This is a genomic window from Arthrobacter sp. WCS2018Hpa-7, from assembly GCF_031843805.1.
Taxonomy (GTDB): Bacteria; Actinomycetota; Actinomycetes; order Actinomycetales; family Micrococcaceae; genus Arthrobacter.
In genome coordinates, this window is record NZ_JAVTJB010000004.1 from 152,639 (window position 1) to 176,776 (window position 24,138).

Consider the following 24,138-nt stretch of genomic DNA (forward strand, 5'->3'; position numbering starts at 1 on the left):
GGCACGGTATTAACGCTCGACGGCATTAACGCTCGACGGCGGAACTTCCCCTACGCCGGTACCCTGCGGTATCAGCCCGCCGCAGTCAGGAACGACTTCAACAACGGCCCGCTGGTGGTGGCTCCCAGCCCGCCGTCTTCAACAAAGACTGCGACTGCCAGGTCCCCGTGGGTCGCCACGATCCAGGCGTGGGTCTTGGGTGGGTTGTCGTTGCCGAATTCCGCGGTTCCGGTCTTCGCTCCCACGGGCGCGCCGGGCACCTCGGCCAGGAACCCTGCGTGCCCGGACGTGACCACGGCGCGCATCATGTCGGCCAGCGAAGCGGCCTCTTCCTTGGTGATCGGCGTCGTGGACGCCGGTGCAGCGCTTGCCGTTGCGGAAGCGGACGACGGCGGGGCCGAGCCGCTTTCCGGGGCCGCAGCACCGCTGGGGTCCTGCGCGGCGTCGGCATTCAGGACGAGCTGCGGTGAAACCGGGGCTCCGTTGGCGACGGAAGCGGCCATGACAGCGGCCGAGAGCGGCGAGAAGAGGACCTTGCCCTGGCCGATCATGGACGCGGCGTGCTCGGTTCCTTCTGCAGCCCCGGGAACCGATCCAAGGAAAGCATCCGCGCCCAGCTTGGGGGCTTCAACGGCCACGCCCAAAGCCTGGGCAGCGGATTCAAGTTGGTCCTGGCTGACGGTTTCGCGGGCGTTGATGAAGGCAGTGTTGCAGGAGTGCGCAAACGCGTCCCTCAGGGCGACGGAGCCCAGTGATGTTTCGGGGTAGCCTTCGGCGTTCTTGAAGGTGCGGCCGTCCACTACGAGCGTTGACGGGCACTCCACCTTGGAATCCGGAGTGGCACCGTTGCGGAACATCGCCAGCGAATCAACCATCTTGAAGGTGGATCCGGGTGCGTACTGTCCCAGGAGTGCAGTGTTGTAGCCGTTACTTCCGGGTCCGGACGCTGCAGCCAGAACGGCACCTGTGGAGGGCCTGAGGGCCACGATGGCGGAAGCCGGTTCGATTCCAGCCAACGTTTCCTCGGCCAACTGCTGAAGCTTCAGGTCCAGGGTGGTCTTGAGCGTGGTGCCGGGCGAGGGAAGGGACGAGAAGAACACCTTGGTGCCGGGGGTTTCGCCGTCGGTCTTTTCAGCGGGGGTGGCCACTACCTCAACGCCGTCTTTGCCACGCAGCAGGGTGTCGTACTTTTGCTGCAGTCCGCCGGTTCCCGTGGTGTCGCCGGCGCGCAGGGCGCCATTGGATTTCTCGATCTGCTCCGCGTTGGCTTGGCCGACGCTCCCCAGCAAGGCGCGGGCAAACGTGCGTGTGGGTGCCAATGCCATGGAGTCCAGGATGCTGACGCCACCGGGAATGGCCTTGATCTTGGCCTCAGTGATGTCAGCGGTGTAAGCGCGGAGGACCAATCCCTCCACAAAGGCCTGTGGTCCGGAGGCAGCCACCTGCTTGGCATACTCTTCGGCATCCAAGCCGAGCAAAGCCGCCATGGCACGGGCAGAAGCGTCCGCTTGTTCAGCGGGAACCTTGGTTTTGTCGACGCCTACCCGGAATACTGGGCGGTCCTCAACAATGGGGGCGTCCCCAGCGCCGAGGATCTGGCCGCGCTGGGCGGCAACGGTCTTGACGGACAACGTCTCGCCGTCGGAGAGTTGCGGCGCAAGCAGGGCAGGGCTCCACTGAACGGCCCATTTGTCACCCGACTTCTTCAGCGTGGCGTCGGAGCTGTACTCCCACTTGGCCGAGCCAATGTTCCAGCTGTAGTTAAGGGGGAAAGTTGCGGTGTCGCCGTCCAGCTTCACGTCCCCGGAGGCAACCGACGGCTTCGCGCCCAAGCCCTCGAAGACGGCTTTGAGTTCATCGTTGGCCGCGGCAGCGTCCTTGCCCTCCACGGCGAGCGAACCGACGTCGAGCGCTGCCAGGGAGGAGGCGAACTGCTTGGCTGCTCCCTCCGCACCGGCGCGACCGTCGTCGCAGGCCGTCAGTGAACCAGCCATCACTAGCGCTACGAGACCAAGGACAAAACCCTGCTGCATTTTCAGTTTCCCCATTTGGCACATTATGCCCCGTTCCCCTGACAGTTTCTTGTCGTGCCCGGGAAGCGGACAGCCGCCGCCAGCCAGCCCCGGGAAGAGGCGGCAAGCGACGGCTGTCAGGAACATCAAATTACGGAGCGCAGGTGAACTTTGCATCACCCCAGACACCGTGCGCGCCGTTGACGGAACCGGAAGGGTCCACCACCAGTTCCACGTAGGCCGCGCCCGTCAGGTCAACAGACACCGACTCAGGAGCGAACCCGGGGGTGTAGGTGCGCGACTGGTACTTGTTCACGCCGTCGGCATTGACCTTGAAGATGATGTTGCCACCGAAGCCGCTCTCAAGGCCCACCTGCGAGGTAAACGAGGTGCACTTGCCGCCGAGGTAGTACGTGATCTTCGAGGCAGCGTGGACCCCCAGACCCTTGGCGAACACGGGCTGCTGCCCGGTTACGGGGTCCGTGTAATTGATGGCCAGCGGCTTGTCCGGGGACGACGCGGCGTCCTTGTTGGCCACGTTCTTGCCGATCACGCCGTAACCGTTCAAGGCCTGGACCCACGGGGTTTCGGAGGCGTACACGGAGCCCACCGGCACATTCGGCAAGGGCTGTGAGGTCACTTTCCAATCGAAGAACTTCACCCGGGTGTCTGTCGGCAACGTGACGGATGCCAGTTCCTTGGTGGGGTTCAACCGGACGGTGTTGGAGAACGCCTGATACTTGTACTGCGTGTATTCCGGTGACGGACCGTTGGCGTTGTTGCGACCCTGTTCGGACACGGCCAGGACAGCGCCGTTCAGCACGGAGGGCTGCAGCCAGTTGGGGAAGAAGATGGACTGCTTTTCCATGCTCCCATCGGCATATGTCAGGGTCAGGGTGGGGCTGGTGCCGTTGCCCACCGCGGCAGATCCGAGGACGGCCAGGTGCGTTCCCTTGCCCGTGACGGCGATGGTCTGGGCAGAGAGTGCCACGGAGTTGGGTACGTCCGGTCCAACGGAAGGCCAGGTGTAGTCCACCTGCGTAGGCTTTCCGGCGTCTACCGTTACCGGGCTCCCCGGGCGGACACCGCCTGCCGGAACCGTAGCGGCGGCCAGCTGCTCGGCAGCGAAGGTGGCCCCTCCGCCGTCGAAGTTTCCGAGGGCCTTGCCCGCAACGGTGGTCACCGAGACGGTGTTGTACGCCGCTGCCAGGGAACCGTAGGCGACGTAGATCTGGTTCCCGCCGGTCACCGACTGGGTTGAGCCGGAGGCAGCGTACGACGCCGAAACCCGCACGGTCTGTTGGCCCGCCTTCGCGCTGGAGCCGGGTTTGATGACGAACGTTGCCGTGGTTGTGGCACCGCCGTCGACCTTGGCGGCAGTGGCGCCTGAAGAAGAGACCACGGTCCAGCCTTCAGGGAGCACCGGCGTCAGGACCACGTTGGTCTTTGCCTTGGTTCCGGTGTTCACGAACGCCGCAGTGACAGTGGTTTCCTGGTCCTGGAAGACCTGCTCGCCGGTGGTCACCCGAACTTCAGCCGCGGTGTCCTCCTGGCTCTTGCCGCCCAGTGGACCGGCCTGCTGGAGTTGCACGGTGGCCGACTGGTTGGAGGCGAGGGAGCCCGTCTTCACCCAGATGGTGCCGTTGTTGGCTTCGTCGAAGTACCAGCCCGTGGTTGCTGCAGCATAGGCGGCCTGGGTGGAGTGTTGGGCGAGCTTGGTGCCGCCGATCTTCACATCCTTGGGTGCTGCGCCCGCGTGAACCTTGAGCTCGTAGGGACGGGCTGCTGCCTTGCCCGTGTAGTCGCCCTTCCGCTCTCCGATGGAGACCTTCACGCTGCTGTTGCCCGTACCGGGAGCATCCACGGTGAAGACCTGGCTGGATGCCTTGCCGTCCTTGAATTCGCGGGTGACCTTGTCGTCCTCGTAGAGAGTGAACGTGTCCTGGCCCTTGGCGTAGACATCCAAAGTGATCATGGAATCTTCGGGAACCAAGGAAGCATTGCGGGCCACGATGCCTTGTGGGATCACCGCGCCTGCACGAACGAAGACCGGAAGCTTGTCCAGCGGCGCGTTGTAGCCGTTGAGGATCTGACCGCCCTGGTAGAGCTTGCCCGTCCAGTAATCCACCCACTGCTGGCCTTCCGGAAGGAAGATGCCGTTGCGGACATCGGTCTGGGTAAAGACCGGAGCCACCAGGAAATCGGAGCCGAGCATGAACTGGTTGTTGGCCTCGGCCCCGTAGGACCACTGCTGGTCAGGGAACTCGAGGGCCATGGAGCGCATCATCGAAACGCCGGTGGTGGAGGATTCCTGAGCCAGCGTGTAAATAAAGGGCATCAATTGCTGGCGGAGCTGCAGGTACTGGCGGTTGATGGCCGTGGCCTCGTCGCCGTAGAGCCACGGACGCTTGTCCGTGGCGGCCCAGCCGGACATGGAGTAGAGCGCCGGGGCAAAAGCTTTCCACTGAAGGTCACGGACGTAGGACTCGGCGGATCCGCCGAAGATGCCGTCAACGTCGCCGGTGGTGAACGCCAGACCCGAGTTGCCGGCACCGGTGAGGGCAGAGACCTGCCAGCGGACGGCGTCGAGGTTTCCTGAATGATCACCCGTCCACTGCATGCCGCAACGCTGGGAGCCGGCCCAACCTTCCACCATCAGCGAGGTGCCGCGGGCGTTGGAGTATTGCTCGATCCCGCCGTGCGCAGCTTCGCACCCGGTGAGTGCTTGGCGGTAACCCTGGCCCACCCAGGCGACGTCGAGCTTCCGCAGCCGGACGCCGGCTTCGCCCACTTCATACTCCTGGTTGGTCAAGGAGCGCTGGGTCCAGAGGCCAACTTTGAGGTCGGTTTCTTCCTCGATGTTGCTGACGGTTTCCGGGAGTTGCTGGTACTCGCAGCCGTAACCGTCGTTGACCAGCATCCAGCCGGCCGGCATGTCGTTCTCGACGAACTTCCGCGCGGTCTTGATGGCGTCCGGCGTGCGCTGCTTGGCGCCGTCGGGATCGCCATAGCCGGAGGACGAATAGCCCGGATTGGAGCGGTTGTAGCAGTCGGCATCGCCGTATTCCAGAGCGTAGACCGGAGGCATCATCGGCTTCCCGGTCAGCGTGGTGTAAGCACCCAACGACTGCTTGTAGTCGCCCACGAAGTAGTAGGCGTCAAAGCGCTTTTCCTCATGCGTGGTGGTGGGCTGGCCGCCGAAGTTGTAGGAGCCGCGGGCAAATGTGTCGCGCAGGACGCCATAGCCGTTGGAGGACATGTAGTACGGCACGGCGTTGGGATAGCCGTCGTCGTCCCAGTCAAAGTTTTTCGCGATGTTGATCAGGGCGCCGGTGTGCACGGAGCGGCCATTCTGCATGCCGCCGCCGATGAACTGCTCCCCATCCTGCTGGGCGAGGTGCTGGGTGGCGGAGTTGGCTCCGAAGGTCATGGGCGCGGATTCCTCCAGGACCAGTGAACCGTCAGCCCTGACGACGCGGAGTTGGGTGGTGGCTTTGTTGATCGCGACGCTGATCTTTGCGGTCTTCAGGACCAGCCAGTCACCGTCAGTGACAGCAGGGGTGACGCCCGGGAACTTGTCCTTGCCCACCACGATATTGGCGGTCCTGGCCGGGTCGCCTTGATCCGTGTTGGCGGGATCCGTGAAGGTTCCGCTGGGGTCAGCTTCCAGGCGGAAGTTGCCGTCGTCCAGGAACGTGACGCGGATGGCGCCCTTTTCGGTGGAAAGGTTCACGATGTTGCCGGACTGGGTAAAGCCCGTCACCGCCCCGAGTGGTACTCCGGCGGCATCGACAGGTACTTCGGGGGTGACGGTTTTGATCGACGCGGGATCGCCGGGAGCGGCGTTCGCTGCAGCGAAGGACAGTGCGGGAATGGCTCCCGCGAGGAGTAATGAGGCGAGGCCGAGTGCAGCGGCCTTCCTGGCTAACGAACCTTTGGTGGTGCGTCCGGAGCTGTTGGGGACAACTCCGGACAGACCCAAGGAGGGTGCGGACATGTGGGGCCAACTTTCGACGAGTGACTCTTTGTGATCTAACTCATAGCGAAACGTGCACTAATCGTCACTGCAAAATGCCCAAAGGTCAACCGTTTCACCAAAATTGACCTACCCAACTAGGTCGCAGTTAAAGCCGTATTGAGCGCTCAGAACGACCTGAAATGCGACTCAGTTGGGTGAAGTCAGCGCCCGCGGATGATCCTGCGCTGCGTTGCCACTGCAATGGCGGCCGTGCGGTTATCCACCCCGAGCTTCGAGTAGATATGCACCAAATGTGTCTTCACGGTGGCCTCGGAAATGAAGAGTTGCTTGGCCATGGCCCTGTTGCTCATCCCCGTGGCGAGCAGCTCCAGCAGTTGGACTTCGCGGGCGCTCAACGTCGGGGCTGGATTCCGGATGCGGCCCATAAGACGTGCCGCAACCTCAGGTGCCAGCGCAGTTTGACCGGCGGCCGCAGACAACACAGCCTGACGGATCTGTTCGGGCGGAGCGTCCTTGAGCATGTAGCCGCTGGCACCCGCTTCCACTGCCGCAAGGATGTCGGCATCGGTGTCGTACGTGGTCAGAATCAGCACTGGCGGCGGGGGAGTTCCGGCCTCTCCTGCCTTGATTTTCCCGGTGGCCGTGACCCCGTCCATGCCACTGCCCATCTGCAGGTCCATGAGCACAAGATCCACCGGCTCCCCGAGTGCGTGGAGCTTGCCCAACTCAGCCAGCGCCGCGTCGCCGTCGGACGCCTCAGCAACTACCGTGACGCCCGGGAAGTCCGCCAGCATGGCGCGGAGCCCGGCCCTGACCACGGGATGGTCATCCACCAACAAGACCCGGATTTCGCTCATGACACACCATCATCCGCCGGCAGCGGCACACGGACGGCCACCACTGTTCCTTCGCCAGGCGCCGATTCAATCTCCAGGCTGCCTTCCAGCGCGGCCAGCCGCTCACGCAAACTTGCGAGTCCGACACCGGTGCCGTCACCACGCGCTGTACCGTCCGCCGTCGACGGCTCAAAACCCACGCCGTCGTCGAAAACGTCCAAGGTCACCTCAGTGCCCAGAAAGGACAAGGTCACGACGGCGGCACGTGCGTGGGCGTGTGCCCACACGTTCGCGAGGGAAGCCTGGGCGGCCCGGAGCAGGGTGGTCTGGTACGTGTTCGGAAGTTCAACGGGCGTCCCCACCAGCTGGAACCGGCATCGAAGGGATGTCCCCCTGGCAGCGGCTTCGGTCTCGGTCTTCCCGCAGAGCCTGCGCAGGGTCTCCACCAGGCCGGACTGCTCCAGATCGGGCGACCGCAGGCCCCGGACAAAACTCCGCGCCTCCGCAAGATTGGTGGACGCCGTGTCCTGGACAATCCTGAGCCGCTCCTTGGCCGCCTGTGGATCCCCGTCATCCAAGGCTTTCTCAGCGGACCTGCCCATCAAGATGATGCTGGAGAATCCCTGGGCCAGGGTGTCGTGTATTTCGCGGGCCAGCCGTTCACGCTCAGCCAGCGTGCCGGCGTCGTGCTGGGTTTGCGCAAGTTCGGCGCGCGTCCGCCGGAGATCGTCGGCAACGGTTCGCTGGTTCTCGGCTTCCAGGAACAGCGCCCGGTAGGCCAGCCCGGTGACCACTGCGAAGACGGCCCCAAACACCGGCCCCAGGACCATGGCCAGTTGCAATCCGCCGCCTGCCGATCCCCGGCTATGGAACCACAGAGCACCCACCAGCAGCGCCGTGCTCAGCGCGATGGCAGGGAGGGCAAGCCTCCGGGGGAGCAGGTGGAGCAGCAGGAAGAACAGGGGAAAGGCCACCCAGGCGAAGTCCCCGCTGACCAGCAGGAGCAGCAACCAGAGCAGCATGACCACGGCCAACCACCACCGCGCATACGGCGTGGGGTTGAAACGGGAGGCCTCGGCGGCGTGGCGCTTCTCAAGGATTGTGCCAGCGAGATACACCAGGGCCAGCAAGGCAGATAACCCCAGCCCCGCCGCCACGGCCACCGGCGATGGCGCCCCGGACGTTCCAACTCCGGTCAGCAAGCGAACAACCGCCACCAGCAGCAGCACCGCGAAGCCGACGTGCAGGGACACCCGCAGCACGCGAAGGATGGTGGCGGCGCCGGTGGACTGCATGCCTCCCAGCGTATCCCCGGCAAGTCCGCGCAGGCTCCGTATTCGACGTCCCTACGCGTGAATCAACCATTCGGATGATCGCCATCCCAACCTCTCGTCGCCGGCTGATCCATCCGGCTCCCGATGTGCCGGGGCACCATCACCGGAATGGTTGTAAGTACCGGGATCAAGCCCGCAATCAAGCAAAGGATTCTGATGTTTCTCGCCATCCGCGACATCCGTTTTGCCAAGGGCCGCTTCGCGCTCATGGGCAGCGTGGTCGCCCTGATCACCTTGCTCCTCGTCATGCTGTCCGGGCTGACGGCAGGCCTGGGCAACCAGTCGACGTCGGCCATTGCGACGCTGCCCGTGCAGCAAATCGTGTTTGGCGCCCCCGCAGGCGGTGAGCCGAAGGCGTCGTACACCGAGTCTGAGGTGTCCACGACACAACTCGAAGCCTGGCGGGAACAGCCGGGCGTCACGTCAACGCAAGCACTGGGGATCAGCCAAAGCCGGTTCCAGTCCCTGGACGATGCCGGTGCCCCTGGCGGCACCGCGAACGTTGCGGTCTTTGGCGGTGGGCCCGCCCCAGCCACTGTGAAGGACGGGAGCGTCATCATCGGCGAATCCCTGGCCAAGGATCTGTCCCTGACTCCCGGCAGTCGTGTCAGCGTTGGGGGCACGGAGCTGGCCGTGGCCGACGTTGTGGAGGACCAGTGGTACTCGCACACCGGCGTCATCTGGACCACCCTTGATTCCTGGCGGACCATCGCGCACGCGGCCCCGGGTACTGCTACCGTTCTCGCCGTCACGCACGACGCCGGGACCTCCTTGGACCTCGACGCCGCCAACGCGGCGGCCGGCACGGTGAGTACGGATCCCGTGGGTTCGTTCCAGGCACTTTCCTCGTATAAGAGCGAGAACGGCTCACTCATGCTGATGCAGGCATTTCTTTACGGCATCTCCGCACTGGTGATCATTGCCTTCCTGACGGTCTGGACCGTGCAGCGGACCCGCGATATCGCCGTACTCAAGGCTTTGGGCGCATCCTCGGGGTACGTTCTCAAGGACGCCTTGGCCCAAGCCGCCATGGTGCTGCTGGCGGGCGCAGCCGTGGGTGGTGCCATTGGCCTGGCCGGGGGAGTCTTCGCCGCCCAGGCCGCTCCCTTCCTGATTACTCCCCTGACAACCCTGGTCCCCGTGGTGGGAATCGTTGTGCTGGGGTTGGCAGGCGCGGTTCTCGCGGTCCGCAAAGTCACCTCCGTGGATCCACTGCTCGCCCTCGGCGGCAACTAATACATTCCCTGAAAGGCATACACCGTGACACACGCACTGAACCTCGTCAACGTCTCGCTTGAGTACCCGGATGGTGGCTCCGTCCTGAAGGCTCTGGACGCCGTCAACCTCACCGTCAGCAGGGGTGGGTTCCTGTCCCTGGTGGGTCCCTCCGGATCCGGAAAATCATCCTTGCTCGCCGTAGCGGCCACTCTGGTCAAACCCAGTAGCGGGCTGGTGGTGATCGATGGGCAAGACGTCTCCGCCCTCAAGGAGGCCGACCGCACGGCGCTTCGCCGGGACAAGGTGGGCATCATCTTCCAGCAGCCAAACCTGCTTCCCTCGCTGACCGCCGTCGAGCAGTTGCTGATCCGCGAGCACGTGCGGGGCAATCCGTTGAAGGAAGCCCGCCGCACGGCCGAAGGGCTGCTGGACGTTGTGGGCCTGTCCGCAGCGACGCACAAAAGGCCCCACCAGCTGTCAGGGGGACAGCGACAACGGGTGAACATTGCCCGGGCGCTCATGGGCAACCCCACTGTCCTGCTGGTGGACGAACCAACCGCGGCGCTTGACCATGAACGCAGTGAGTCGATCGTCCGGCTGCTGCGGCGGGTGACGGATGAGTTCTCCACGGCTACTGTCATGGTCACGCACGACACCGAGTTCCTGCCCCTCACGGATGCAGTCGCCACCATGCGCGACGGACGGATCAGCCCCGCGTTGGTCCCCGCTGCGCAGCCCAACTAGGTCGCAGCAGAGCGCGTCTTGAGCCGGCAAAACGCGCTTACCTGCGACTCAGTTGGGTGAGCCGAGGAGGGCATCGTCCTGGGCGTCGTCGTAGGCGTCGCGGGCCTCGAGAATGCTGGGGACGTGGCTCTCCGCCCACTGGCGCAGCATGGTCAGCGGCTGCAGCAGTGATTCGCCCAGGGCCGTCAGCTCATACTCAACACGTGGCGGCACCTGTGCGTAGACGGTCCGTGTAATCAGGCCGTCGCGTTCCAAGGTGCGCAAGGTTTGGGTCAGGACCTTCGGAGTTACGACGTTGACCATTTTTCGCAGTTCCGAAAAACGGACCGGCCCGTCCCCGAGTACCTGAATCACCAAAGACGCCCACTTATCGCCGATGCGCTGGAAAACCACCCGCGACGGGCAATTGGGGTCCAGGACGTTGCCGGGAAGGTTATTAGTATCCACGAGGTAACTCAGTTCCTTTGAAGCTATCAGTATCCAATGGATACCGTTGTCTTATTGCAAGGATACCAACCCCAAGGAGAGCTATGAAAATCGCAGTCTACGGCGCAACGGGCATGGTCGGCAGCCAGATCGTCAACGAGTCCATCACCCGCGGCCACCAGGTCACAGCCATCTCGCGCAAGGGCACAGAGGTTCCCGGCGCTGCCGCGCAGGCCGCGGATCTGGCTGACGGCCCGGCGTTCGCCTCCATCGCAAAAGAGCACGACGTCGTGGTGCTGGCTACGGGCCCCAGCCGCACCGGCGGCGACCATGGCGAATGGCTCGATGCCATGGCTACCGCCTACAGCAACGCCGAAGGCACGCGGCTCATGATCGTCGGCGGTGCCGGCACCTTGGAAATCGATGGCGTCCGCCTGCTCGATTCACCGGACTTCCCGGAGGCCTACAAAGCTGAGGCGACCACCGCCGCAACAGCCCTCGAGGCCGTCAAGCAGACCCCGGAATCCGTTGATTGGACCGTCCTTGCCCCTGCCCCGGTCATCCAGCCGGGCGAACGCACCGGTCAATACACCGTGGCCAAGGATTCCCCTGCCGGCAACAGCATCTCTTCGCAGGATTACGCAGTAGCAATGGTGGACGAGATCGAAAGCCCGGCCTACCGACGCGCCCGTTTCACGGCCGCCAACTAGCCCACGCTAAAGCCCCAGGCCCAGCCCGGGTACCCGCATTCCAAAGATGTCCTTGAGGGCATGTTTCGCTGCGTGGTACCCGGGCATTCCTGTTACACCCGGCCCAGGCGGAGTGGACGACGAACACAGATACACACCCGGCATCGGCGTCCTCCACGGCACGTTGGACACCACGGGCCGCTGCACCAGGCCACGCAGGTCCAGGAGGCCGGCGCTGAAGTCGCCCCCAACATAGTTCTCGTTGTACGCAGCCAATTCCGCCGCCGTCGTGGTTTGTGAAGCGACCACGACGTCCCGGAAGCCGGGGGCGTACTGCTCAATCCGGGCCGTGACGGCCTCAGCCATGTCCACTGTGGAATTGGCAGGCACATGGCAATAGGACCAGAGAATCTGGCGGCCTTCCGGTGCCCGGGTGGGGTCCACCACCGATGGCTGGGACACCAGGACGTAGGGCTGTTTGGGGTGCTTCCCCATGTCCACCAGGTTCTCGGACTCGGCCATGGCAAGCCGCGAGCCACCCACATGGACGGTTCCTGCCTTCGCCAGTCCGGAATCCAGCCACGGAACCGGTCCCGACAGGATGAAATCAACCTTGCATGCTGCATTCCCGAACCGGAATGTTTCAAGTGCACGCCTGTAGCGGTCGGGAACTTCCGTTCCGCCGAGCCTCGCCAAGGTGGGCGGAGCGACGTCCAGCAGGATGGTCTTCGCAGGCCGGACCTGATCCAGCGAGTCGACGCGTTCACCCACGTGGATTGTCCCGCCGTGGGCTGTCAGGTCGTCCGCCATGGCCGTCGCGATGGACATCGAACCGCCAACGGGTATTGCCCATCCTTCCACGTGGGCCAGCGTGCTGAGCAGCAGGCCTGCACCGGTGGAACTGAGGGACGGTTGCGAGCCCAGGGCGTGCGACATGACCCCCGTCAACAGCGCGGGAGCCGCATCTTCCCGGAAGCGGCGGCTCCAGAGCGGCGTCCCCTGATCAAGGGTGGCAAGCCCGAACAGGACGGCCGCGATGGGATCCTTCGGGATACGCAGGAGTTGGTTGGAGGTAAAGTCCACCACTCCGTTGACCCGCTCCACCAAGGGCCCTAAGAGCCGCCGGTACGCCTCCCCGTCCATGCCCAATTCCAGGACGGTCCGCTCCAGCGACTGGTACGCCAGCGCCGCACCGCCTGTGTCCAAGGGAGTGCCGTGCTGGACTTCGGGCACCCGGAGGTCTATCCGCCGGGAAAGCTCGAAGGCGCGGAAGAACGGTGACGCCAGGGCCATGGGATGGACGGCGGAGCAGACATCGTAGAGGTAGCCCGGTTCCATGAGTTCACTGGTACGCGAGCCACCGCCGATTGCGTCAGCGGCCTCGTAAAGGTGGACGTCCAGTCCGGCGCGCGCCATGACTACTGCGGCGGCCAGACCGTTCGGACCGGCTCCGACGACGGCGACATCACCCATTTCCGTTTACCTCCGCTCGCTGGACTGCTGGGGTTCGGTGGCGCGGTGGGCGGTGCTCCAAGGCAACAAAGACCGCGAGGGACGGAAGAGGTCTATCCGGAGCCAATCCGACGCCCCATTAAAGGGCCCTCCATGGGGATCGTCCTCGCCATGGATACGCAACGGGTCCTGTGCCGGATCCCAGATGTCCATAACCACTCGTGCCATCAGATAAGCGGTCACCGTCATGTGCAGGCCGACTGCCAGGACGTAGTAGGACATATCGATGTTGTGCTGGACTGAGCCGCCGCTGGTCGCCTGGCCCAAGTACATCCAAATGGCAGCCCAATGCAGCCCCTCGGCTGCCTGCCAGATGAGGAAGTCGCGCCAGCGCGGCCGGGCCAGCGCTAGGAGCGGGATGAGCCAGATGACAAATTGTGGTGAGTACACCTTGTTGGTGAGGATGAACGCAGCAACTATGAGAAACACGAGCTGGGCGATCCGGGGCCGCCGCGGCGCACACAACGCCAGGGCTCCGATGAGTGCACACGCCAGGATGAACAGGTACAGCGCCAGCGAGTTGATGGTGGCCGCGTTCATTTGCGTCCACTGGACCCGGTCGGCCACCAGGTTGTAAGCAAACCACGGGGAGCTGTACCCCGCCGGGCGTTCCTGGGTGAACTCAAAGAAGTAGCGCCAGCCGGAGGGATTCATCGCGGCGATCGGCAGGTTGACTGCCAGCCACGAAGCCAAGGCGGCACCTGCGGTGATGAAGAACGTCCGCAGTTTGCCGCTGCGCAGAGCCAGGACCAGTACAGCGCCGAGGATCAGGACGGGGTAGAGCTTGGTGGCCGTGCCCAGGCCGATGAACACGCCGGCCAGCATCAGTTTGTCCCGTGAGAAGAAGTACATTCCCAGGGCCAGCAGCCCCACGGCCCACATATCCCAGTTGATGAAGCCGGCAAGGATGATCCCGGGGGCGACGGCCACCATGGCGGCGTCCCAGGGGCGACGCTTGTTGATTCGTGCCGTCAGCAGCACGGTGATCATCCAGACGGCCACGATCAACGTCGCATTGATATCGAAGTAGCCCAGGATGCGTTCGCTGCCCACCCCTTGGCCAGGGACCATCAAGGCGGTGATACCGGCGATGATTCCCATGAGGACGGGATACTCGAACAGGCTGCCTTGCGTGAAGAAGGGAAAGACGCCGTCGCCGAGGCCGCGGTTCTTGAAGAGCTCGGGGAAGTCGGAGTAGCAGGTGGCGTAGAACTGCCCCGGCGTTTGCCACCCGTTGGCGCGGCAGTATTCTTTGGCCAGGAAAGCCAGCAGCGCGGCCACCACGGTCAGGACGATGAGGACCCGCTCAACGGTGAACGGCCCGGAGGAGACCTTTCCCGGAGACGAGTGCTTCCCCAAGGGGCCGCCTATGAGCTCCGTGAAGTTCCGAAGCAAGGAGTCGCTGCGGCTGGGAACCACAAAGCGGGCACGCTTTTGCTGCCGGTGCGGCTTCGTCTCCTGCATGGATCGAGCTTACCGTCACGCCTTGGCCTGCAGCATCACGCGCGGCAAGCATCCCTCCGTTGTAACGCCGTTAAGTTGTATCGCCGTTAAAAGGGGGGAGCCCACGCGTAGCCGCGTGGGCTCCTTGAGGTTCAGCATGAAGGTGTGGCACCTGAACTCCTTAGGGACTGTTGCAGGGCATCAGCGGATGAGTCCCATTTGGTGCAGGACAACGTAGACGTCTTCACGGCGCTGGTCGAGCAACTGGCCGTTGAACAGGGTGCGGTCCTTAGGAGCGTTGGTGCTCTTGAAGAAGCGCATGTCTTCTGGGCGTTTTCGCATGGTTCACCTCCTTTCCAGGGGGAATCATCGGAATTTAGGCGCAACAATTAGAGCCATATGAATTCGAAAGAAATCAAGGCCAAAAAGGGCATAAAGAGCCGAGGCTAATAAAGGGGATTTGCGGACCGAACCGAAAAGGGTATCGTCATGCAATTGCGCGTGCTTCCGGCAGTCGACCCAACAAGAAGCTGGTTCCGAACTTTGGGGAAACTGCGCGCCCGCGGCATGCTGCGTGGGTCCGCGCCTACAACTGACTACTCAGAAGGCCAACCACGGAGAGTGGCCGACCATGAAACTCCGCCGGCGTCAGGGCCGGTCCGGATGGTTCAGGAGTGGGTCAGAGAGCAAAAATGGCGTCGATCATCAGCAGAGGCCGGGGTAGCAGTGACGGTCAACTTCCGTCCGCTAGTCAAAGTAATCATTTTTCCCAACCTCCTATTCTGGCCGTTACAGCCTGCTGTAGCATTGTCCCGGCTGACTGACCGATGAATGCACGCCTAGTTCCCGGCGGGTCGCTCTGAGAACAAGATATAAGCTACCCCATCAACAGGGGATTTGACCAGCACAATTGGCTAATTCACCAAAAGTTTTTTCATATTCGTGTTTTAGAGACCCCAACGCACAATTGCCGGCGTTCGCTTATCCCAACCGAGAGTGCAAACCTTCGCCGTTCCCAGAATGAAATGACGGCCCTCGCGGGCGTCCATTTCCAGCCAGCGGGCAGTCAGAATCCGGGAGAAATGTCCGTGTGCCACCACCAGGACATTGTCCATGCCGGATTCCAGGATGCGTCCAATGATCTTGTCGGCCCGGGCAGCTACTTCGTCCAGGCTTTCACCGTTGGGCACACCGTCCGTCCAGATGAGGTAGTCCGGGTTGTCCTTGCGGATGAGGTCGGAGCTGATGCCTTCGTAGTCGCCGTAGTTCCATTCGACCGCCAAGGGCTCATGCACGGCTTCCGGGTAGCCGGCCAATTCTGCCGTACGGCGGGCGCGGCGGAGCGGCGAGGTCAGGACCAGGTCAAAGTCGATCCCTTCCAGCACCTTGCGGGCCTCTACCGCCTGCTGCTCACCCTCGACAGTGAGGGGAAGGTCCGTCAGGCCGGTGTACTGGCCGCTCTTGGACCACTCCGTCTCGCCGTGGCGAAGGATCCAGAGTTGCGGACGTGGGGAAGTCGCAGCGTTCATGAGGTCTCCTCGGTTTCGGTCAAAGGCTCGACGACGGCGGACTCGGGTTGCGCTTCCCACCAAGCCAAAAGCTTCTGCTCGGCTTCCTCGGGGGACAGCGGTCCGTGTTCCATGCGTTCTTCGAGAAGGAACTTGTAGGCCTTGCCCACCACCGGACCGGGCTTTAGCCCCAGGAGTGCCATGATCTGCGCTCCATCAAGGTCCGGGCGCACAGCCGCCAGCGATTCCTGCTCCAAGAGCGTTGTGATGCGTTGCTCAAGGTCATCGTAGGCGAAGGACAAGCGGTCGGCCTTGCGCTGGTTACGCGTGGTGACGTCGGACCGTGTGAGGCGGTGCAGGCGCTCCAGCACGGGACCGGCGTCGGTTACGTAGCGACGGACTGCGGAATCGCTCCAGCCCGCATCGCCGTAGCCGTAGAAGCGCATGTGGAGTTCCACCAGGCGTGACACTGCTTTGATCGACTCGTTGTCGAAACGCAGTGCCTTCATCCTCTTCGCCGTCAGCTTGGACCCCACAACATCGTGATGGCGGAAGCTGACTGCGCCGCCCGGTTCAAAACGACGCGTCGCCGGCTTGCCGACGTCGTGCATTAACGCTGCGAACCTCAGCACGAAGTCCGGGCCGGGCACCGGGCCGTCAGGTCCTGTTTCCAGGGCAGCGGCCTGCTCCAGTACCTGCAGGGAGTGCTGGTACACGTCCTTGTGGCGGTGGTGCTCATCGGCTTCGAGGCGCAACGCCGAAACCTCCGGAAGCACGAATTCAGCGAGCCCCGTGTCCACCAGGAGGTCGATGCCCACGCGGGGGTGCGCTCCGTTAATGAGCTTGACCAGCTCTTCACGGACGCGCTCGGCGGAGATGATCTTGATGCGGTCTGCCATTTGCGACATCGCGAGCCGGACGTCGTCGTGGACCGACACGCCCAGCTGGGACGCGAAACGGGCCGCCCGCATCATCCGCAGGGGATCGTCCGAGAAGGACGCTTCCGGCGCGCCTGGTGTGGCGAGCTCCGAGGCATGGAGATCGCGGACACCGCCGAAGGGATCCACCAGTTCAAGGCTGGGCAGCCGCAGTGCCATGGCGTTGATGGTGAAGTCCCGGCGCAGCAGGTCGTCGGTCAGGGAGTTGCCGAAGGCCACCACCGGCTTGCGGGAATCGGGGTCGTAGGCCTCCGCACGGTACGTGGTGATTTCGATCTGGAAGCCGCTCTTCTTCATCCCGATGGTGCCGAAGGCGCGCCCGATTTCCCAGAAGTTGTCCGCCCACTTCTTGATGACGGCGATTGTCTGGTCCGGCGTGGCGTCGGTGGTGAAGTCGAGGTCAGGGGATGTCCTCCCCAAGAAGAGGTCGCGCACGGGCCCACCAACCAAGGACAGCTCAAAGCCGGCGTCGACAAAGCGCTGCCCGAGGTCGAGCACCACCGGGTCGATGGTGAAGTTAACTGAAGAGCTGTCCAATACGTGCGCCATAGTTCCTTAAGCTTGGCAGATTTTTGCTCGGCATTGGGCCACTGTTCCATGCGAAATCAAGCATGTGTCCGCGGAGCATCTCCTGCAGTCCATCTTGTGGCCATGTCCCGGTCATCACTCGAGGGCAAGAGTCGTTAGAGTGGACCTCATGGCCAACCCGATCCCGAGCGCTCCTGGCAGGAGGACAAACGCACCGTTGCCGTCGGCAATCGGCGCGCACGTCGCGCCTGCCCAGCAGCACCCGGTCCAGGCCTCGCTTCCCACGGTGGAGGAAGTGTCAGCGGGCGGCGTTGTAGTAGACACGTCCGACGGCGAACTCCGGGTTGCGATTATTGCCCGCCTTAACAGGGGTGGCCGGCTGGAATGGTGCCTGCCGAAGGGCCACCCGGAAGGCCGCGAGAACAACGAGGAAGCTGCTGTCCGTGAGATCGCCGAGGAAACCGGCATCGAAGGCAGCATCCTGGCCCCCTTGGGCAGCATCGATTACTGGTTCACCGTGAGCGGCCACCGGGTGCACAAAACAGTGCACCATTTCCTGCTCCGGGCAACGGGTGGAGAGCTGACCATCGAGAATGATCCTGATCAGGAAGCCGTGGACGCGGCGTGGGTTCCCATCCACGAACTGGCCCGCAAACTGTCCTTTCCGAATGAACGCCGCATCGCCGACCTGGCACGGGAAGTGCTGCCGGAACACCTCTGACCCGGGTACATGGGACGATAAAGGCGATGTCTGAAGCCAAAACCACCCAGTCCGTTCAATCCGGAGAAGCCCGTTCCAGCGCCATCATGGCTGCAGGGACGCTGGTTTCCCGGTTCCTAGGCTTCGCCAAAACATGGATGCTGGGCGCAGCACTCGGCCTCGGTTCCACGGTCAATGACACATTCATCAACGCAAACAACCTGCCCAACCTGATCTTCCTGTTGGTTGCCGGCGGCGTCTTCAATGCCGTCCTGGTTCCCCAGATCATCAAAGCCAGCAAGGCCCCGGACCGCGGCGCGGACTACATCAGCCGCCTCCTGACCCTGGCCGTGCTGGTGCTGCTGGCGTTGACGGCGCTGGTGACGCTCGCGGCACCCTTGGTCATCGACCTCACCACGCAGGGCTACTCCGAACAACAAAAAGCCTTGGCCGTCACCTTCGCTTTCTGGTGCCTGCCCCAGATCTTTTTCTACGGGCTCTATGCCCTCCTGACGCAGGTGCTGAACGCCCACGGAGCATTCGGGCCTGCCATGTGGGCCCCCATCCTCAACAACCTGGTGGCCATTGCCGGCTTGGGCATGTTCATCTGGATCCTCGGTTCCAACCTCACCAACCCGCACACTTTGGACAACTGGGGCCCCACCCAGACGTTCCTGATCGCGGGGTTCTCAACCTTCGGCGTGATCGCCCAGACCGCCATTCTCCTCATTCCCGTCTTCCGGCTGCGCCTCGGTTTGCGTCCCCGCTTCGGTTGGCGCGGTGTCGGGCTGGGCCAGGCAGCCAAGCTGAGCGTCTGGACACTGGCGACCGCCGCCGTCGGGCAGTTGGCGTTCCTTTATGTCATGAGGATCGCTACCATTCCCGGCGCTGAGCGCCTCCGGCTGGATAACGCAGGGGACAAGGCCGCTGCTGCCGTCCTTCCCGGTAACGCCGTCCTGGAAGTCGCAAGCCAGCTGTATCTGCTGCCGCACTCGATCATCGCGTTGTCCTTGGCCACGGTCCTCTTTAACCGCATGACCCGCGCGTCGCAGGATGGCAACAAAGCCGAATTGCGTGACGCCCTGTCCCACGGACTGCGCACCATGGCCGTGGCCACCGTCTTCGGCGCCTTGGCCTTGTTCGCGTTGGCCGGCCCGCTGGGCATGTTCTTCTCCGGCGGCAAGCCGCAGGACGGCGTCATGCTGGCCCAAACGCTCACCATCCTGGCCCTCAGCACGCCGTTCCTGAGCGCAAACTTCATGATGTCCCGCGTGTTCTACGCCAACGAGGACGCCCGTACACCCCTTTACGTCCAGTTGTGGCTGGCCGTCATCTACGTGGTGGGCGCGTTCTTCATTCAGTTCCTCCCCGTGGGCCAGATCATTTACGCGATCGCCATCCTGTACACGCTGGGCAATATTCTCTCCGTGGTGATCAGCGTGATGTTCCTGCGCCGGATGCTGGGGCATCTCGACGGTCCGCGCATCGCCAATTCATACATCCGCATGGGCTACGCCGGCCTCGGTTCTGCGCTTGCCGGCGCCGGCGCCCTATGGTTGCTGGGCAGCTACCGCGCCGACGGTTTCGCGTGGAGCAGCCGCCCGGCCGCCTTGGTGACGGTGGCCGTCGTCGGGCCCGTCATGCTGCTCGCCTACCTGGTCCTGCTCCGCGTCTTCCATGTCACCGAACTCCGCGACCTCCTGCGGCCGCTCATGGGACGCTTCGGACGCGGCACCCCCGCACCGGTTAGCGGCGCGGTTGTAGAACCCACGACGGCGGCACGCGCCACGGTCTCGGACGATACCGGTTTGATTCCGCGCATCTCGGGCGAGTTCGACGCCGCGTCCTACCGTGCAGGCCCAGCTGTGGAACGCGTTCCTTCCCAGCCCGCCGAGGACGTCCCGGATGCACCGAAAACGTACCTGCCGGAGGAGGACGCTGCCAGCACGGCCCGGGGCAGCAGGTTCCGCCCTCAGGTCCCGTTGCCAGGCCGACGCACCTACCAAGGCGATGCCGGACGCAATCCCTACTTCCCAACGCGCGGAAACCACCGGAAGTGAGCCGGTGGCGCCAACGTGGGCGCAGGGCATCAATCGGCTAGGCTAGAAAATGAATACAGGTAGTTGCAAAAGCGGTTGAACCGGCTCGCCGGGCCGGCCTCGTGCACCACCCGCAGCTCCCGGACAGCCTAGGAGGAACACGTGTCCCACCCGATCGACGTCGGATCAGTACTTGGCGGCCGCTATAAGGTCACAGCCAATGTGTTGACCTCGCATGACCAAGATCAGGTGCTCGACGGCGTGGACCAGGTCCTCAACCGTCCCGTGAGCATCCTTGTCGCCGGCCCCGGAAACGCTGAGCAGGTTGCCCAGAGTGCCCGCGAGGTCGCTACGGGGGAACGCCCGGGCCATGTCCAGATCCTGGACCTTGGCGTCAGCGACAACACCACCTACCTCATCACCAACCACAGCAGCGCGCCTGATTTGCTGGACCTCGTGGTCGCGACCAACCCGCCCTACATCGAGCCGTTCTTCACTGAGACGCTCGGCAGCGAGATCTTTGGCCAGGCACGTACGCACGAGCCCGAAACATACGACGGCCTTTACGAAGACGACGAGCACGACGCCGAGTACATCCAGTACGACGAAAATGGCTACCCCATTCCGAACGAGGGCGATACCGATCCTGCTGCCGCCCATCAGGGCAGCAACGTACCTCCCATGCCTGCTTCCAGCCCGTCGTCGTCCAAGAGCGGCATAGCCGGCAAGCTGGCTGCTGCCGCCGCCGGCGCTGGTGCCGCCGGTTTGGCCGCCTGGAAGAACTCCGGGACCAAGAACCACGACGCCGGTGCTGCCGCCGGCAGTGGTGCCGCTGACTCTGGCTCCGGTGCCGCTACGTCGGGTTCTGGCGCGGCGGGTGCTGGTGCGGCGGGTGCATCGGCTCAGCCGCCAACTCAGGCCGTGACATCACAGCCAACACCTCCCCAGGCTCCGCCGGCAGCCCCGGTGCAGCCGCCAACACAGGCCGTCAATGCCCAGCCTGCACCGACTCGTGAACCGTCAGAACCCAAGGTTTCCCTGTGGTCCGAAGAGGACTATGGCTTTGCCGGGGGTGGTGCTGGCGGAGGCGCCACTGCTGGGGCTGTCGGTGGTGCAGCTTCTGCTGCTCGAGGTACCTCCGACTCCGGTTACGACCGTGCCCCCACCAGCTTCCCGGCGTCGGCCGCTGTGCAGGAAGACTACGACGACGAGGAAGTGTACGAGGACGACGCTCCGGAGAAGGAGCCGCGTTCCCTCCGTTGGCTCGTCGGCGGCCTGCTTGCTGCCGTCTTGATCGTAGGACTTGTCCTCGCCGTCACCAACCTGGGCAGCCTCCTTCCCAGCGGAGCCCCTGCAGCCACGCAGAGTACCTCCGCACCTGAAACCAGCAGCACGCAATCTGAGGAACCAACACCTTCGGAGACGGCGCCGCCGGCCGCACCGCCCGCCATCGAGGGCATCTCACGCCTCGGTGACTTCCCCTTCGCGGCCACGTACGACAAGGACCTCGCGAGGGCCTTCGACGGCAACGCGGCAAGCTACTGGTCTGACATGGAATTTGCCACAGCCGACTGGGGTGGACTCGTCACCAACATGCCGCTGGTGATCGAGCTCAAGGAAAAGACTGAGGTCAAGTCCATCGTGCTGAACCAGTTGGGTGGATCCGGCGGCAGCATCAGCGTTTACACCAACGACCGTCCTGCCATGGACGGAGCCAAGCTTGTGGGCACCAACAGCTTCACGTCCCCGGAGCTGACCATGCCCCTGGCTGCGCCGACGCAGACCCAGTACGTCATTGTGGACATCAAGGCCCTGCCCAAGCTGGCTGCACCGAAGACCCGTTTCGGATTCGGCCTGCGTCTGGCAGAGGTCACCGTTCAGTAGCCCCACCCAAGCAGGTAAGAAGTAGAGGCCGTTGTGACTCGTCATATCGGCCTCTACTTCTCTCTGCATTGGCGTCACCGCTTATTAGCGGCACGCGTGCAGACGGTACCCTTAACAATGGTGGCTTTGAGGGTCCCCATCTCCAACGGAATATTTGGGGTGTAACCGGGGTTGAGTCAGGTGGATGCCCCGAAAGCCGCAGCATCGACTAAGGAAGAGGTTCACGCCACGTGAGCATTGCAGAAAACAGCGCATCGCAGGTGCGTGACGTCATCATCGTAGGTTCAGGCCCCGCCGGTTACACCGCCGCCGTTTACACCGCCCGTGCCAACATGAAGCCTCTGCTCATTGCCGGTTCCGTCACCGCTGGTGGCGAACTCATGAACACCACGGACGTGGAAAACTACCCGGGCTTCCCCGACGGCATCATGGGCCCGGACCTCATGGAGAACTTCGAAAAGCAGGCCGCACGTTTCGGTACCGAAATCCAGTTCGAGGACGTCACCGAATTGGACCTCGACGGCGACATCAAGACCGTGACCATCGGTACGGGGGAGACCTTCCAGGCGAAGGCCATCATCCTGTCCACTGGTTCGGCCTACCGCGAGCTCGGCTTGGCGAACGAAAAGCGCCTCTCAGGCCACGGCGTAAGCTGGTGTGCAACCTGCGACGGTTTCTTCTTCAAGGATCAGGACATCGCCGTTATCGGTGGTGGCGACTCCGCCATGGAGGAAGCACTGTTCCTCACCAAGTTCGCAAAGTCCGTCACGGTGGTCCACCGACGCGATACGCTCAAGGCTTCAAAGATCATGGGCGATCGCGCGCAGGCTCACGAGAAGATCAACTTCGTGTGGAACACCGCCGTTGAGGACGTTCTGGGTGGAGACAAGGTCACTGGCCTGAAGCTGAAGAACCTCGTGGATGGCACCGAGTCCGAACTCGCTGTCACCGGCGTCTTCGTCGCTATCGGTAACGATCCCCGCACGGACCTCATCAAGGGCAAGGTTGATCTGACGCCCGAGGGAACCATCGCCGTGGAGGGCCGCAGCTCCCGGACCAACATCAAGGGTGTCTTCGCCGCGGGCGACGTCATCGACCCCACCTACCGCCAGGCCATCACGGCTTCGGGCTCCGGTTGTGTAGCGGCCCTCGATGTTGAGCACTACCTCGCAGACTTGCACTCCTAAGCTGCATCCAAGCAACCATACGAAGGGAAAAGTTATGAGCAACGCAAAAGACGTAACTGACGCAAGCTTCAGCACTGATGTCCTGGCTTCCGAGAAGCCGGTCATTGTGGACTTCTGGGCAGAGTGGTGCGGCCCCTGCCGCAAGCTCGGGCCCATCCTCGACGAGATCTCCGTTGAGTACGGCGACAAGGTTGACGTTGTGAAACTCAACGTCGACGACAACCCTGCCATCGCCGCCGAATATGGCATCACGTCCATCCCGGCCGTGTACCTGTTCAGCGGGGGAGAAGTGAAGAGCACTGTCATTGGCGCCAAGCCGAAGCAGTTCTTCGAGAAGGAATTCGCGGACGTCCTGTCCTAGGGTCGATTCCTCACCCTGATTCAAAAAAAGCCGGCGGTTGCTGCTCCTCACGGAGCGGGAGCCGCCGTTTTTTGTCGTCTTTAGGGTAATGAACCATTTGCGTTTACTTTTGGTGTTGTGGTTGCCGTGGAGGGCATGGGATCCGCTCAATGGGCGCGCTTCACGTCACCCTACCTGGGGTAGGCCAAACATTGTCCTCTCTCACCTCCCACACCCTCCCACCCCACCCTCTCTCACCTCCCGCGTCCTCCAACCCCACCCTCTCTCACCTCCCACACCCTCCACCCCCACCCTCTCTCACCTCCCACACCCTCCACCCCCACCCTCTCTCACCTGTCACTGCTAACCGGGGAGTCAGCAACTCCAGTCTTGACTGCCGTAGCTGACCTGAAGGGGTCCGGCGTCGTCCGTGCTTTGACCCCATGCGCTTGACGGATGACTGGTCGCTCTAGAAAAGGGCGGCTCTAAAGGGAATTAGCCATCAATCGATTTCGGCGCTACCTTCGGGCCGTCGAGCTGCCAGTGAGAATACTGGTCCGGAATGATACATCGGCACCGTGATTGCAACGCCTGGGATGACTGGAGTCCCTGCGTGAACCATCTTGAAGGGTGCGCAGCCTTGTCCAGGGCCTCATGGAACCTGGACTTGCGATGCCAGAACCAGGGACGCTGGAGGTTGAAGTCGTCAGACAGACTCGTTGGTGGGAAAACAACTCAATCACGCCTAGAAGGACTCGCGTCTGCGGATCCCCATCTCTCGGCATGAAGCGAGCCGCAGTACACGTGACCACCACGCGAAA

Annotated in this window: 18 protein-coding genes; 8 read left to right on the plus strand and 10 right to left on the minus strand. The window is 63.3% G+C overall.

Translation table 11 applies throughout. From position 1 onward, the window contains the following. Positions 1-71: 71 nt before the first annotated feature. The 4 genes from RQH14_RS06450 to RQH14_RS06465 form a co-directional block, all read right to left on the minus strand. A complete protein-coding gene (locus tag RQH14_RS06450; RefSeq protein WP_311212500.1) occupies positions 72-2,057 on the minus strand; it encodes a penicillin-binding transpeptidase domain-containing protein in 1,986 nt (661 codons plus the stop codon). Between the two features lie 106 nt (positions 2,058-2,163). Continuing rightward, positions 2,164-6,009: an NPCBM/NEW2 domain-containing protein gene (locus tag RQH14_RS06455; RefSeq protein WP_311212501.1), complete on the minus strand. Its 3,846-nt coding sequence runs from the start codon at positions 6,007-6,009 to the stop codon at positions 2,164-2,166. Between the two features lie 182 nt (positions 6,010-6,191). Then, positions 6,192-6,848 (minus strand): response regulator transcription factor, encoded by a 657-nt coding sequence (locus RQH14_RS06460; protein WP_311212502.1) that lies wholly within the window; start codon positions 6,846-6,848, stop codon positions 6,192-6,194. Next, complete coding sequence (locus tag RQH14_RS06465) at positions 6,845-8,122, minus strand: sensor histidine kinase (protein ID WP_311212503.1); 1,278 nt, start codon at positions 8,120-8,122, stop codon at positions 6,845-6,847. The genes RQH14_RS06460 and RQH14_RS06465 overlap by 4 nt, the downstream gene beginning before the upstream one ends. Positions 8,123-8,317: 195 nt before the next feature. On the opposite strand from RQH14_RS06465, the gene RQH14_RS06470 reads away from it, so the two are divergent. Both RQH14_RS06470 and RQH14_RS06475 read left to right on the plus strand, forming a co-directional pair. After that, positions 8,318-9,397, plus strand: a complete 1,080-nt coding sequence (locus RQH14_RS06470; RefSeq protein ID WP_311212504.1) for an FtsX-like permease family protein — start codon at positions 8,318-8,320, stop codon at positions 9,395-9,397. A 24-nt stretch (positions 9,398-9,421) separates the two neighbouring features. Beyond that, positions 9,422-10,123: an ABC transporter ATP-binding protein gene (locus RQH14_RS06475; RefSeq protein WP_311212505.1), complete on the plus strand. Its 702-nt coding sequence runs from the start codon at positions 9,422-9,424 to the stop codon at positions 10,121-10,123. Positions 10,124-10,171: 48 nt separating this feature from the next. Here RQH14_RS06475 and RQH14_RS06480 read toward each other — a convergent pair whose 3' ends face one another. Next, entirely contained in the window at positions 10,172-10,570 is a 399-nt protein-coding gene (locus tag RQH14_RS06480) for a helix-turn-helix domain-containing protein (RefSeq protein WP_311212506.1), read from the minus strand. A gap of 83 nt (positions 10,571-10,653) precedes the next feature. On the opposite strand from RQH14_RS06480, the gene RQH14_RS06485 reads away from it, so the two are divergent. Then, positions 10,654-11,259 carry an NAD(P)H-binding protein gene (locus RQH14_RS06485; protein ID WP_311212507.1) on the plus strand — a complete coding sequence of 202 codons (606 nt, stop codon included), beginning with the start codon at positions 10,654-10,656 and terminating at the stop codon, positions 11,257-11,259. 6 nt (positions 11,260-11,265) lie between these two features. On the opposite strand, the gene RQH14_RS06490 is transcribed toward RQH14_RS06485, so the two are convergent. From RQH14_RS06490 to RQH14_RS06510, 5 genes are all read right to left on the minus strand, one after another. Beyond that, entirely contained in the window at positions 11,266-12,711 is a 1,446-nt protein-coding gene (locus RQH14_RS06490; RefSeq protein WP_311212508.1) for an NAD(P)/FAD-dependent oxidoreductase, read from the minus strand. Between the two features lie 6 nt (positions 12,712-12,717). After that, a complete protein-coding gene (locus RQH14_RS06495) occupies positions 12,718-14,214 on the minus strand; it encodes a glycosyltransferase 87 family protein (RefSeq protein ID WP_311212509.1) in 1,497 nt (498 codons plus the stop codon). Between the two features lie 180 nt (positions 14,215-14,394). Then, the gene (locus tag RQH14_RS06500) at positions 14,395-14,535 is read right to left on the minus strand and encodes a hypothetical protein (protein WP_181151794.1); all 141 of its coding nucleotides are present in this window, start codon (positions 14,533-14,535) and stop codon (positions 14,395-14,397) included. A gap of 605 nt (positions 14,536-15,140) precedes the next feature. Then, complete coding sequence (locus RQH14_RS06505) at positions 15,141-15,722, minus strand: histidine phosphatase family protein (protein ID WP_311212510.1); 582 nt, start codon at positions 15,720-15,722, stop codon at positions 15,141-15,143. Next, positions 15,719-17,188 carry a CCA tRNA nucleotidyltransferase gene (locus tag RQH14_RS06510; protein WP_311212511.1) on the minus strand — a complete coding sequence of 490 codons (1,470 nt, stop codon included), beginning with the start codon at positions 17,186-17,188 and terminating at the stop codon, positions 15,719-15,721. The genes RQH14_RS06505 and RQH14_RS06510 overlap by 4 nt, the downstream gene beginning before the upstream one ends. 196 nt (positions 17,189-17,384) lie before the next feature. On the opposite strand from RQH14_RS06510, the gene RQH14_RS06515 reads away from it, so the two are divergent. From RQH14_RS06515 to trxA, 5 genes are all read left to right on the plus strand, one after another. Continuing rightward, positions 17,385-17,888 (plus strand): NUDIX hydrolase, encoded by a 504-nt coding sequence (locus RQH14_RS06515; RefSeq protein WP_311212644.1) that lies wholly within the window; start codon positions 17,385-17,387, stop codon positions 17,886-17,888. Positions 17,889-17,914: 26 nt separating this feature from the next. Beyond that, positions 17,915-19,927, plus strand: coding sequence for a murein biosynthesis integral membrane protein MurJ (gene murJ / locus RQH14_RS06520; protein WP_311212512.1), 2,013 nt, complete (start codon positions 17,915-17,917; stop codon positions 19,925-19,927). A gap of 141 nt (positions 19,928-20,068) precedes the next feature. Continuing rightward, the gene (locus tag RQH14_RS06525) at positions 20,069-21,790 is read left to right on the plus strand and encodes an ABC transporter substrate-binding protein (RefSeq protein WP_311212513.1); all 1,722 of its coding nucleotides are present in this window, start codon (positions 20,069-20,071) and stop codon (positions 21,788-21,790) included. A 230-nt stretch (positions 21,791-22,020) separates the two neighbouring features. Beyond that, positions 22,021-22,977, plus strand: a complete 957-nt coding sequence (trxB, locus tag RQH14_RS06530; RefSeq protein ID WP_311212514.1) for a thioredoxin-disulfide reductase — start codon at positions 22,021-22,023, stop codon at positions 22,975-22,977. A gap of 34 nt (positions 22,978-23,011) precedes the next feature. Further along, positions 23,012-23,338, plus strand: coding sequence for a thioredoxin (gene trxA / locus RQH14_RS06535; RefSeq protein ID WP_021473158.1), 327 nt, complete (start codon positions 23,012-23,014; stop codon positions 23,336-23,338). Positions 23,339-24,138: the final 800 nt, after the last annotated feature.

Excerpts from the sequence above, each read along its gene's own strand:
- RQH14_RS06490 (WP_311212508.1), bottom strand. The coding sequence starts at position 12,711 with ATGGGTGATGTCGCCGTCGTCGGAGCCGGTCCGAACGGTCTGGCCGCC.
- RQH14_RS06500 (WP_181151794.1), bottom strand. The coding sequence starts at position 14,535 with ATGCGAAAACGCCCAGAAGACATGCGCTTCTTCAAGAGCACCAACGCT.
- RQH14_RS06510 (WP_311212511.1), bottom strand. The coding sequence starts at position 17,188 with ATGGCGCACGTATTGGACAGCTCTTCAGTTAACTTCACCATCGACCCG.
- RQH14_RS06505 (WP_311212510.1), bottom strand. The coding sequence starts at position 15,722 with ATGAACGCTGCGACTTCCCCACGTCCGCAACTCTGGATCCTTCGCCAC.
- RQH14_RS06460 (WP_311212502.1), bottom strand. The coding sequence starts at position 6,848 with ATGAGCGAAATCCGGGTCTTGTTGGTGGATGACCATCCCGTGGTCAGG.
- RQH14_RS06455 (WP_311212501.1), bottom strand. The coding sequence starts at position 6,009 with ATGTCCGCACCCTCCTTGGGTCTGTCCGGAGTTGTCCCCAACAGCTCC.
- RQH14_RS06465 (WP_311212503.1), bottom strand. The coding sequence starts at position 8,122 with ATGCAGTCCACCGGCGCCGCCACCATCCTTCGCGTGCTGCGGGTGTCC.
- RQH14_RS06470 (WP_311212504.1), top strand. The coding sequence starts at position 8,318 with ATGTTTCTCGCCATCCGCGACATCCGTTTTGCCAAGGGCCGCTTCGCG.
- murJ (WP_311212512.1), top strand. The coding sequence starts at position 17,915 with ATGTCTGAAGCCAAAACCACCCAGTCCGTTCAATCCGGAGAAGCCCGT.
- RQH14_RS06485 (WP_311212507.1), top strand. The coding sequence starts at position 10,654 with ATGAAAATCGCAGTCTACGGCGCAACGGGCATGGTCGGCAGCCAGATC.
- trxA (WP_021473158.1), top strand. The coding sequence starts at position 23,012 with ATGAGCAACGCAAAAGACGTAACTGACGCAAGCTTCAGCACTGATGTC.
- RQH14_RS06495 (WP_311212509.1), bottom strand. The coding sequence starts at position 14,214 with ATGCAGGAGACGAAGCCGCACCGGCAGCAAAAGCGTGCCCGCTTTGTG.
- RQH14_RS06450 (WP_311212500.1), bottom strand. The coding sequence starts at position 2,057 with ATGTGCCAAATGGGGAAACTGAAAATGCAGCAGGGTTTTGTCCTTGGT.